The 9,920-nt window shown below is 29.9% G+C and carries 10 protein-coding genes and 1 pseudogene; 6 read left to right on the forward strand and 5 right to left on the reverse strand.

Annotated elements, in window-relative coordinates; genetic code table 11:
* Positions 1-148: 148 nt before the first annotated feature.
* Positions 149-298 (reverse strand): hypothetical protein, encoded by a 150-nt coding sequence (locus GCL57_RS14765; RefSeq protein WP_161597631.1) that lies wholly within the window; start codon positions 296-298, stop codon positions 149-151.
* Positions 299-312: 14 nt separating this feature from the next.
* On the opposite strand from GCL57_RS14765, the gene GCL57_RS06380 reads away from it, so the two are divergent.
* Positions 313-591 carry a transposase gene (locus GCL57_RS06380; RefSeq protein ID WP_152212511.1) on the forward strand — a complete coding sequence of 93 codons (279 nt, stop codon included), beginning with the start codon at positions 313-315 and terminating at the stop codon, positions 589-591.
* 238 nt (positions 592-829) lie between these two features.
* On the opposite strand, the gene GCL57_RS06385 is transcribed toward GCL57_RS06380, so the two are convergent.
* Entirely contained in the window at positions 830-1,618 is a 789-nt protein-coding gene (locus GCL57_RS06385; protein WP_161597632.1) for an IS982 family transposase, read from the reverse strand.
* A 181-nt stretch (positions 1,619-1,799) separates the two neighbouring features.
* Between GCL57_RS06385 and GCL57_RS06390 the strand changes: the two genes are divergently transcribed.
* Positions 1,800-2,576 (forward strand): IS3 family transposase, encoded by a 777-nt coding sequence (locus tag GCL57_RS06390; protein WP_281349644.1) that lies wholly within the window; start codon positions 1,800-1,802, stop codon positions 2,574-2,576.
* 120 nt (positions 2,577-2,696) lie between these two features.
* Here GCL57_RS06390 and GCL57_RS06395 read toward each other — a convergent pair whose 3' ends face one another.
* Entirely contained in the window at positions 2,697-3,275 is a 579-nt protein-coding gene (locus GCL57_RS06395; protein ID WP_152212514.1) for a DDE-type integrase/transposase/recombinase, read from the reverse strand.
* A 299-nt stretch (positions 3,276-3,574) separates the two neighbouring features.
* Positions 3,575-3,793 carry an ATP-binding protein gene (locus tag GCL57_RS06400; protein WP_152212515.1) on the reverse strand — a complete coding sequence of 73 codons (219 nt, stop codon included), beginning with the start codon at positions 3,791-3,793 and terminating at the stop codon, positions 3,575-3,577.
* Between the two features lie 72 nt (positions 3,794-3,865).
* Between GCL57_RS06400 and GCL57_RS06405 the strand changes: the two genes are divergently transcribed.
* Positions 3,866-4,093 (forward strand): vWA domain-containing protein, encoded by a 228-nt coding sequence (locus GCL57_RS06405; protein WP_152212516.1) that lies wholly within the window; start codon positions 3,866-3,868, stop codon positions 4,091-4,093.
* 126 nt (positions 4,094-4,219) lie between these two features.
* On the opposite strand, the pseudogene GCL57_RS06410 reads toward GCL57_RS06405, so the two are convergent.
* Positions 4,220-4,969, reverse strand: a pseudogene (locus GCL57_RS06410) (IS5 family transposase).
* A 1,502-nt stretch (positions 4,970-6,471) separates the two neighbouring features.
* On the opposite strand from GCL57_RS06410, the gene GCL57_RS06415 reads away from it, so the two are divergent.
* The 3 genes from GCL57_RS06415 (at position 6,472) to GCL57_RS06425 (ending at position 9,661) form a co-directional block, all read left to right on the forward strand.
* Positions 6,472-7,092: an NADPH-dependent FMN reductase gene (locus tag GCL57_RS06415; protein ID WP_152212517.1), complete on the forward strand. Its 621-nt coding sequence runs from the start codon at positions 6,472-6,474 to the stop codon at positions 7,090-7,092.
* Between the two features lie 231 nt (positions 7,093-7,323).
* A complete protein-coding gene (locus GCL57_RS06420) occupies positions 7,324-8,574 on the forward strand; it encodes an MFS transporter (RefSeq protein WP_152212518.1) in 1,251 nt (416 codons plus the stop codon).
* Positions 8,575-9,190: 616 nt separating this feature from the next.
* A complete protein-coding gene (locus GCL57_RS06425) occupies positions 9,191-9,661 on the forward strand; it encodes a DUF3757 domain-containing protein (RefSeq protein WP_152212519.1) in 471 nt (156 codons plus the stop codon).
* The last annotated feature ends 259 nt before the right edge of the window (positions 9,662-9,920 follow it).

The following is a 9,920-nucleotide window of genomic DNA, read 5'->3' on the forward strand; positions in this document are numbered from 1 at the left end:
GATAAATTTTTAATTTTATTTGGAAAACATTTATGATAATTAAACTCTTAATAAAACTTAATAAAATAAAAATTAAACTCTCTCTTTTTTTCTTCTTTTTTATATTTACAAGCTGTGGGCCTGCCAAGGGAGACTCAACTATTGATTATTATAATTTTCCTATTAATTGGGAAGACCCAAACCCAGCACTTACAAATGAAATCAATTCTTTTATCCAAAGTAAAGTCGCTCCTTTAAAGCCATGTACAGAAGCAAATGCATCAGCCGATCCGTATAATGCCCCCCGAAAACTGTACATGATGACATTTAATCATGGCTGCGGTAAGAATAAGCGAATTGCTAATTTTGGGGAGTCCGATTCAGCTCAAAAGTTTTTCAGCAGAGTTTAAAAGTAAGGTTGCCTTAGAAGCAATAGAGGAACTAGCGACAATTAATGAAATTGCCAACAAATATCAAGTATTTCCTAATCAAGTTTGCACTTGGAAAAAAGAACTTCTTGATGGAATTGGGAGCATATTTGTAGATAAAAGAAAGAAGGAAGCAAAGCTTGATGAAGTTTTAGTTCCTCAGCTATATCAACAAATAGGATAACTTAAAGTCGAAGTTGACTGGTTGAAAAAAAAATCTGGTATCAAAGGTTAAGGATAGAAAAACATTGATAGAAGAAGAAAATTTAACAATTTCAATATCAAGGCAATGCGAAATTTTAGGTGTACCCCGTTCCTCTTTTTATTATAAGCCCGTTGAAAAAGACGATAGCGACATTAAAACCATGAACCTTATTGATGAAGTTTATACTAAATGCCAGTTAAGAGTTGAGAATGTTAAGTTAAAATATAAACATGTACTTAAATAGACATGCAGAAAATCGTCCGAAAACGTGAACTATTAGTCCTTTAGTGGATCGAACTTTTGATGCAATTTGAATTCCACTCGTTTCTATTAACCAGTTGAAAAGGATTTCAATTGATTGTCGAAAAGAACTTACTATTTTTGAATACACTTCTTCATCATGGGAAAGCTCTTTTTTTGATTTTAAAAGTTTAATTGGAGTATGCACTTCTGACCCAATAAATCCTAAATTGCGTTTTGTTTTTTTATCTATATAAGCTTTGTCAGCTAGGATTTTAGTATTTTTTTGAGTTAAAAGATCTTGTTTAATAGCAGTTAAATCATGAGTACTTGCTTGTGTAACTTTAACGAGTTTGGGGGCAGATAGTTTTTGATTTCTGTATGTTGCAATGAGATGAAGCTTTAATCCATAGTAATAAGTTTCCTTTGAGGAACAGTAACCTACAGAAGAGATATCATTGGCAGTCTTACATTTATATGCTCTTGAATTTTTTGTGAGCATAATAGGTTGTGAGTCAACTAATGTAATGTTTTCCAAAGAATTGAATGCATTTTTAAATTTATCATACTTAAGTAAAAATTTTACGAGTTCAGGAAAAACTAAATTTAAAGAGTTTAGTCTAAATAAAAATCCTTCATAAAAAGGCAAATGAGGAAACCATTCGAAAAGGAAATTTTTTATAAACTTAAAAATAGATTTAACATTTTTAAGTCCATTCAAAATTCCAAAAATATAAATACTGATGACTTCTTCATCAGTAAACAAGGGGTTTGAATTGGGACTTATTTTTAAAAAAGTGTGAGGAGAAAGTTGAGAAAAGAAATTGCAGGTTGTAAGATAGATTTTGATGAGTTGGCTCTGCTAGTCCATTGGTAGCTCCTTTTGTTACGTTTTTTTTGCAAAAACTATTTAACAAATTGAAGCTACTTTTTCAATACCATCAATAATTTTTTCAACTCTTAACTGGCATACTAAATGTCCTTTTTACGGAAGAAGGAAAATTACTAAATATCTTTGCAAGGTAAAAGGCAAGCAAATCAATATTAAAAAAGTTGATCGCTTAATGAAGCTTATGGGATTGCAAGCAATCTATCCAAAGAATAACCTTTCTATTCCAAATTTAGCGCATAAAAAATACCCCTATTTATTGTCTGGTATGGATATTACTGAAGTAAATCAGGTTTGGAGTACGGATATCACTTACATTAGGCTAGGAAAAAGTTTTGTTTATCTTTGTGCCGTCATTGATTGGCGTAGTCGTTACATTTTATCGTGGAAATTATCGAATACCTTAGACACAGCTTTTTGTTTAGAAGCTCTTGAAGAGGCTTTAAAGCATGGTAAGCCTAAGATATTCAATACAGATCAAGGTTCTCAATTCACCAGCAATGAATTTACAAATCGGCTTCTCTTAGAGGACATACAAATAAGTATGGATGGCAGAGGCCGTGCGCTTGATAATATATTTGTCGAGCGATTTTGGCGGAGTTTAAAATACGAAAATGTTTATCCTAATTCATACGAAACTTTTGTAGATGCCAAAATAGGAATTTCAGAGTATTTTAGATTTTATAATAACGATAGATTACATCAATCTTTAGACTACAACACACCAGCGTCAGTTCACTGGAAAAAAATTACAACACTAAGAGGTTTGCATGAAGATTATTTTAGTTTAAATGGGATAAGAAGTATAGAGGCATGCAGCCATGTTATGCTTTAATGAAATTTGATGTCTTTTTGTCTTGACGATGGGGGACACTATATACACATTTTCGATACCGCGAATAAATGCATGTTTCACAATATATTTGCAATGGCCCCCAATTCAATTGACACATGATTAATGTGAATTTTGATACTGCACTGGACTCATCATTGCAAGTCCTGAATGAGGTGCGTAATGATTATAATCGTAAAACCATTCTTCTAAATGCTCTAAAACCCAATCAGCAGAATAACAATCATTGACATAAACATAATCTCTTTTAAATGTGCCTACAAATGCTTCAGCCATTCCATTGCTAGAAGGGCTGTATGGAGCGGTATAGCATGGCTTTAAACCAAGATTTCTCGCAATATTTTGAACTGATTTATCTCTATAAATCGAGCCTCGATCACTGAGCCATTCTATTTGCCGCTTTGTCTTGTAACTTTTAAATCTTTTTTCCACAGAACGAATCATTAATTCTTGAATAGATTTTCCTAATAATGGTTCCTTAGATGCAACGTAACTAATAGCTTCTCTATCCTTACAGTCTAAAGAAAACGCAACATAAACTTTTTCATCATTAAAACAATGAATTTCAAATGCGTCTGAACACCATCTTGTATTTGAATGAAGAGTTACAATTTTTCCTGTACCTGTATGATTTGTTCTTTGCACTTGATTTTTAGGAAGGAGGAGGCCATTTAATTTCATTATCCGATATATGTTGGCAACAATCTAAAACCGCAGAATTATGACATTGAAACTGCGGTCTTTTTAGCTATGAAACTTACTTTTTAAGTGACTTTAACCTTTCTTCCTTTTCTTTTTTTTATCGGTAAATTTTTTTCTTCAATATGTTTTTGCCTCTATTAAATTACCTCACAGCGTTCAATTATTTTATCTATAAGTGCATTAACAGAGACAACGTCAGGGAAAAGTTGAGACGACTCCCCAAATGGCTTATTTGTTATAATAATTGTCGATTAATTACATGAACATTTTTGTATTAATTAAAATAAAATATCTGCATGTTTCTTACTATAAGAAAGGAAGCTAACTTCATCAATGGCGAGTAAATCAGGTTTCGTATATTTTTTAAGTTTTAATCTAATTGTACCTCGTAATTCTTCTGAAAGTAGTTCGCCTAGCATGTCAGCGGCTTCTACGAATACGGAACTATAACCAGAACTCCCGTTCTCAGCGATGTTATTAACAACCATATTAATCATTCCGGCAAATCCACATCCGTAATCATTGTAACAGATGGAGAACGAACTGACGTTGTGCAAGGTTAACGCAGTTTGGCAAACTTGGTCCTTGAAACGAGCAAAAAAATGGAAAGTGACAATAAATTCGGAATTTCTATTGTTCAAATCGGCGATGATAAATATGCGAGGGAATTCTTAAAAAAACTCGATGACGATATGGTTTCAATTTGCGCAAAGTTTGATATCTGCGATACAAAAACCTGTGATGAAATAGAAAATATGTCACTTGATCAGGTTTTATTGGATATTGTGAACGATTAAAATTTAAGGTTGCACATAGCTACTTTCCCACACTTAAGAGTGCAGAACCATTCCTGCAGACGGGTTTGACTTCGGAATTCAATTAAATAGCTTGGCAAAAATAATTGAAATAATTAGGGTGTGTTCTCAAATTTTTACCCAAATGATAGAACTCCCTAGGTAAATCATCGAAGAAAAGTTACTTTTCTTCTTATCGTAACGGGTTGCAATGCTTCTAAATTGCTTTAATCTAGCAAATAAGTTCTCAATTAAATATCTTATTTTATATAAATATTTGTCGAATTCTTCATTCGTTTTATCTATTGTATTTTTTTTCTTAGGAATCACAACCCGAATTCCTTTTTCTTGCAATTTTTTTCTTATTTTTTGAACATGATATGCTCTGTCAGCAATTAATACTTCTGCATTGCTTATTTCTAGAAGCTGATTAGCAATTTTACTATCATGCACTTGACCTTCACTTAAAATAAAGTCAATAGGATTACCACATGAATCAGAAATCATTTGAATTTTACTTGAGTTACCACTAACAGTTCTTCCAATGCATTCTCTTTTTTTACTTGAAGAAATTACAGAATGCTGATGTGCTTTGACTATTGTTGAATCAATAAAATTCCATTCATTATCTAATTCTCCTCGAATTTTTAAGAATAATTCTTGCCAGATTCCTAGCTTTGACTAACGATTAAATTTATTAAATATTGTTGAATGAGAGCCAAATTCCGTCGGAAGATCTCTCCATGGAGCACCTGTTCGTAACTTCCAAAAGACTGCTTCCATAAAAATCTTTAGTTTATTTGAAAAATGAATCTTAAATTCTTTTAATAAAGGAACTAGCCTTAACCATAATTGATCTGTTATCATTGTTCTTAACATGTTTTCTCGCTTTCGTTAGACTTCGTAATCCAACTTTTGCGGAAAACATGCCAAAAATCAACTCTTCTTCAATATTTGAGAACACACCCTAACCTAGATTCATAAAAACAATCATCAATTAATTATTTTTCTTCATCATCAATTACAACAATTCCAATTTGTCATCTTGATTCTTATTTCGGTGGTTTATGAAATAAATAACATTAAGACGTACATCTAAAAAACTTTTTATTTTATTAGTTTTTCTACTTCACATCCCTTCTTTTTATTCTAACTATTTAAAAAAATAGCTGGAGGAATGTAATGACTATTCTATTTATTTAATGTTTATTATTTTATCATTAAATATAACGTTAAGAATATTTTTTTGTGCAATTTGCACTCATTAAAATTGTCAATGACAATTAGTACCAGTTAGTGTTTACATCGTCAAGATAAAAAGACATTTAATTTCATGGCTTTAAAATTTAAATTAAGTAATTTATTTTGATGCAAAAATAATGAAAAAGTTTATTTAGAATTTTCATTTTATTTGAAGCATATAAAATATATTATTTAAAATTTATCTAAATAACCATTATTAGAAAAGCCATTCATAAATTGATCGGTTGAAAAAGATTTAAAACTTACAAAACTAAACGGAAAATAGAATGGCTCATTGATCGAGGCTCAATTTATAGAGATAAATCAGTTTGAAATGGATTATATTTATGTCAATTATTGATATTTTACTGGTTGAGTTTTAAATCGTTTAAAAAAGTGATTATACGATTATAATCACTTTGCACCCATTCTGGGTTTGTCATGATGAGTTTAAATCAGTATCAAAATTCTTATTAATTAAGTGTCAACTGAAACAGGGACCAAAGCAAAAATAAATTTTGTATTTTATTACAATTCTAAATTATTTTTTGGTAATCTATTAAAAAAACAGATAAAAAAGTAAATTATTGTCTTGACAAAATTTAATTTTAATATAATTATTAAAATTAAATAGGAATACAATGTTAAAAATTTTACTTCTTACTATTTTGAATTTAGTTTTAATTAGTCATGCAGCTGAGAAAAAAGTTGCTTGACTTATCCATGTAAGCAGGGTCTGTTTATTAATTTTTTTCGCAATACTTTTTAGTCAAATAAGTATCATATCGACTCAATTCGATTTGTATGAAGTAAAAGGGATTTTATGACACATAATAAACATTTGCAAAAAAATCACTCACAGTTACAAAAAGTTTCTGTAGCAAACAGAGCATTTATTCCGCTACAAATGCACAGCACAAATTAATAATTAATGCTTGGAGACAAAGCCCCAATTAGTAGTATTTTTTCTAATAAAGATAAATATACTTTTACTGTTGGTTATCAAAATTGCCTCATACTTTGGGATGCTCAAAATAAAAAATTTTTACTACAAGGTACAAATGATAATTTGCTAAATCAGTGTGAATTTAGTTCAAATTGAACTGCAGAAAAATTTACAGAATAGGAGTCACAGAAAAATGAATGCACAAAACAAATTCATGATTATTAATGGGAGCTCAAGAAAGGAATCTCAATCTAAAAAAGTGTCTCTCTATTTACAAAATCAATTAGAAGAATTAGATGAAAATAATAAAGTCGCAATTTTTGACTTAACTAATCATCCATTACCTTTTTGGAATGAAGCCTTGTGGCAAGAAAAGGAAAAATGGAATCATGAATGGTCACAAGTCAGCAATAAGATAAAAAATACAGAAGCACTTATTGTTGTTTCGCCAGAATGGGGTGGCATGGCACCGCCGGATTTAATAAATTTTTTTCAACTTGCGTCAAATGGTGTTTTAGCACACAAACCAGCACTTATTGTTTCAGTTTCTGCTGGTGATGCAGGCTCATATCCTCTGACAATGTTAAGATCCTTTACACATAAAAATACAAAAATTTGTTATATTCCAGAACAAATTATTATTAGAAAAGTAAATCAAGTATTAAATTTCGATACACATGAAAGCGAATATGATCAAATTATAAGACAACGCATTAACCACGGTTTAAATGTATTAAAAGCGTATTTGCAGGCTTTTCGCTTAATTCGTTCGTCAGAGTTTTTTGATCACAATGCTTATCCATTTGGAATGTAAAATAATGCTGCAAACAATACAAATTAAAAATATAGATTCTAGAAAGGAAATGGATATGTTGAATCACAGTTTCAGCATCCAGATTTTCCAAAAGTAATAAATTCTTATGAAACAAAAAATGGAGATAAGTATTTAATAGTTTGTGGCAGAGGGCCTTTTATATCAGAGTTTATTTTAGTTGATAACATCCTAAATTTGAAAAGTACATTCTTTATAGATTAGAAAAAAGTAATGATAAAAAATGAAAAGTATGTTTTAAATATTTTTTTTGCTTGCTTATTTGTTTTTATTTTGGATCAAGCAATTATTATCCCCCTAGGGCCAGATTTAATAAAAGCATTTAACATTCCTGGTAATATGTTTGGCGGTGTTATTGGAGCTTATGCTGCGGCCTCTGCGACATCCTCCGTGTTATCAATGTTAGTTCTCAATTTAATAAACAGAAAAAGCGTACTTCTTATTTCACTCACGGGCATTTTGTTCGCAGATATTTTTTCTGCACTTGCACAAAGTTTCCATATGCTCATATTTTCAAGAATAATTTCCGGCTTATTTTCTGGTGCTATTTATCCAATTATATATTCGACCGTTGCTGATTTATTTCCAGAAGATAAGCGAGGGAGCGCGCTAGGAAAAATGGCTATGGCTTCTTCTTTAGTTATTGTTTTGGGGCTACCATTCAGTTTGGAAATTGCACGACTATTTTCATGGAGGGCACCATTTTTTTTCACAAGCGCACTCCTTCTGCCACTAATAATTTCTATTTATTTTACTTTTAAAATAAATAATGCATACACAAAAAAATACATATTTTTATCACCTAATTGGTTAATAAATATTCGCATAAGCATATTTTGTTTCATTAAAAATTGGCCTGTGTTAATTTCTCTATTCATTAGTTTTATAAATACAACTTTTTTCATCATGTTTGTCCCGATTTTACCAGTATTTTTTATATATAATATGAAAATGCAAAGAGAAAATTTGAGTATTGTTTATGCCATTGGCGGACTTTTGGCTGTATTAACAAGTAAAAAAATAGGTGTATTTATTGATAAATATGGTTATCGAGAAGCAGCTGTTTTGTCGTTAATTTTTATATTTATTTTTTTTATTATTATGCTTAATAGCAGTCAAAATATATATTTTCCATTTATATTTTATCCAATTTTTACTTTTTTGCGGACTGTTTCTCCTGTATCTTTTGGAAAAATGTATTCTTTAGTGCCAAAACCTGAAGACAGAACCAGTTATTATTCTTTACAAAAAATATTTAGCGATATTGGTTATTTTTTAGGTGCTTTTTTGGGGGAGCGGCTTTTGAACACTGCTTCTGATGGGAGTATAGTTGGCATGAAAGCTATTTTTATTTTATCTGGTATTTTTTGCCTTATATCTATTTTTCTTGTATATATTTTAGATATTGTATTTATAACAAAAAACTTTAATCTGAATCGTAATAATCCTAGTAATTATAATTAGGTGCGCAGTTACTTACCCTCTACCAAATATATACATGATCATATATATCAGAACTTGACTGATACTTTTAAAAAAATTAAAATTTGGGACAATTACTTCCAATAAAAATCCAATAAAAAATCCAATAAAAAATCCCATTAATATTATTTCATGAGATTTATATTTTTTATTATTAATCATTATCTATATATTCTACCGCTTAATATTTCCCTATTATCTTTTCTTTTATTTGCGAATTCAGCATTATTAAATGCGTAATCTAAATTATATTTTTCATTTCAATTTGTATTATCTTTTTCAAATGAATTGGCAAAATAAATTTATCTTTATAAACCTTAATAAAAGCGAATTTCTTTCTCGACTTCCAAGATATGCATTTTTTAGAATTAGCCCAAATTCATCTCCAAATTTTATATAAGGGGAAGTTATAGCAATTTATGTATTTAAAATTTTACACTTATTTGCTTAGATTTAAAAAGTTGCTATAAAAATATTAAGTTATGAATATATTGAAATTTATTCTTAAATAACATTGTATAAAAAATAAAAAATGCTATTTTACTTGTTGTGTTAAATGTAAAATTAATACAATAGCAAAATAATATTGAGGTTTTTTATGATTAAAAGAAAATATTCTTTAATATTCTTAAATTCAGTTGCTTTAATAGCTACATCGAGTGCTTTTGCAAATTGCCCAAATCCTTCAGAAATAAAAGTACTTATTGATGGGAGCCATTTTGCAAACACTGAAAGCGGCAAATGGATCCAATTGCAAAACACGCGTGCTTATAAAGCACTCGATGGGGTGACAAGTTTTTTAAGACTCGGATATGTTTTTGCTTTTCATATTGAGGAAGGAGCAGGTTCTTCTGTGATTTCAAATCATATTATTTGTAGCTATGGAGCTAAAGACAATAAAATAGTAGGTTTGCAATCTGTTCGAGGACAGCAATATTTAATTTCAGAATCCCAAAATTTTGATGAGAATTTTTCTTCTCCGGGTTGGAAAAGATTAAAAAATAGTTTAACATGTGTTGAAGGTATTGGTGAGAATAATTCAGGTAAATGTAATTTTAAAAAGAATTAAATTTTTAACCATATTATACTCTGCTCAATTTGAATTTAAAATTTAGATTTATTACCAAATTAAATTTTTATTAATTAAAAAATACGCTATATTAAAATATATTTAGTTGTGCAAAGCAGAGCAAAAAATGCGATTGAACAGAGCAAGGCCGCATTCTCGCTCCTTTAGGGGCGAGTCAAGGCCGATTGATCCATTGTCGGCGAAGTGGACGAGGAATTAAAAAAACACGATAGTGGCTTTTTTAATTATATTAGTCGGC

This window comes from Fluviispira multicolorata, from assembly GCF_009208585.1.
GTDB lineage: Bacteria > Bdellovibrionota_B > Oligoflexia > Silvanigrellales > Silvanigrellaceae > Silvanigrella > Silvanigrella multicolorata.

What these genes read in the sequence shown, in the direction of transcription:
- GCL57_RS06425 (WP_152212519.1), top strand. Translation starts at nt 9,191, where the DNA reads ATGATTAAAAGAAAATATTCTTTAATATTCTTAAATTCAGTTGCTTTA.
- GCL57_RS06400 (WP_152212515.1), bottom strand. Translation starts at nt 3,793, where the DNA reads ATGATTAATATGGTTGTTAATAACATCGCTGAGAACGGGAGTTCTGGT.
- GCL57_RS06415 (WP_152212517.1), top strand. Translation starts at nt 6,472, where the DNA reads ATGAATGCACAAAACAAATTCATGATTATTAATGGGAGCTCAAGAAAG.
- GCL57_RS14765 (WP_161597631.1), bottom strand. Translation starts at nt 298, where the DNA reads ATGTACAGTTTTCGGGGGGCATTATACGGATCGGCTGATGCATTTGCT.
- GCL57_RS06395 (WP_152212514.1), bottom strand. Translation starts at nt 3,275, where the DNA reads ATGAAATTAAATGGCCTCCTCCTTCCTAAAAATCAAGTGCAAAGAACA.
- GCL57_RS06380 (WP_152212511.1), top strand. Translation starts at nt 313, where the DNA reads ATGGCTGCGGTAAGAATAAGCGAATTGCTAATTTTGGGGAGTCCGATT.
- GCL57_RS06420 (WP_152212518.1), top strand. Translation starts at nt 7,324, where the DNA reads ATGATAAAAAATGAAAAGTATGTTTTAAATATTTTTTTTGCTTGCTTA.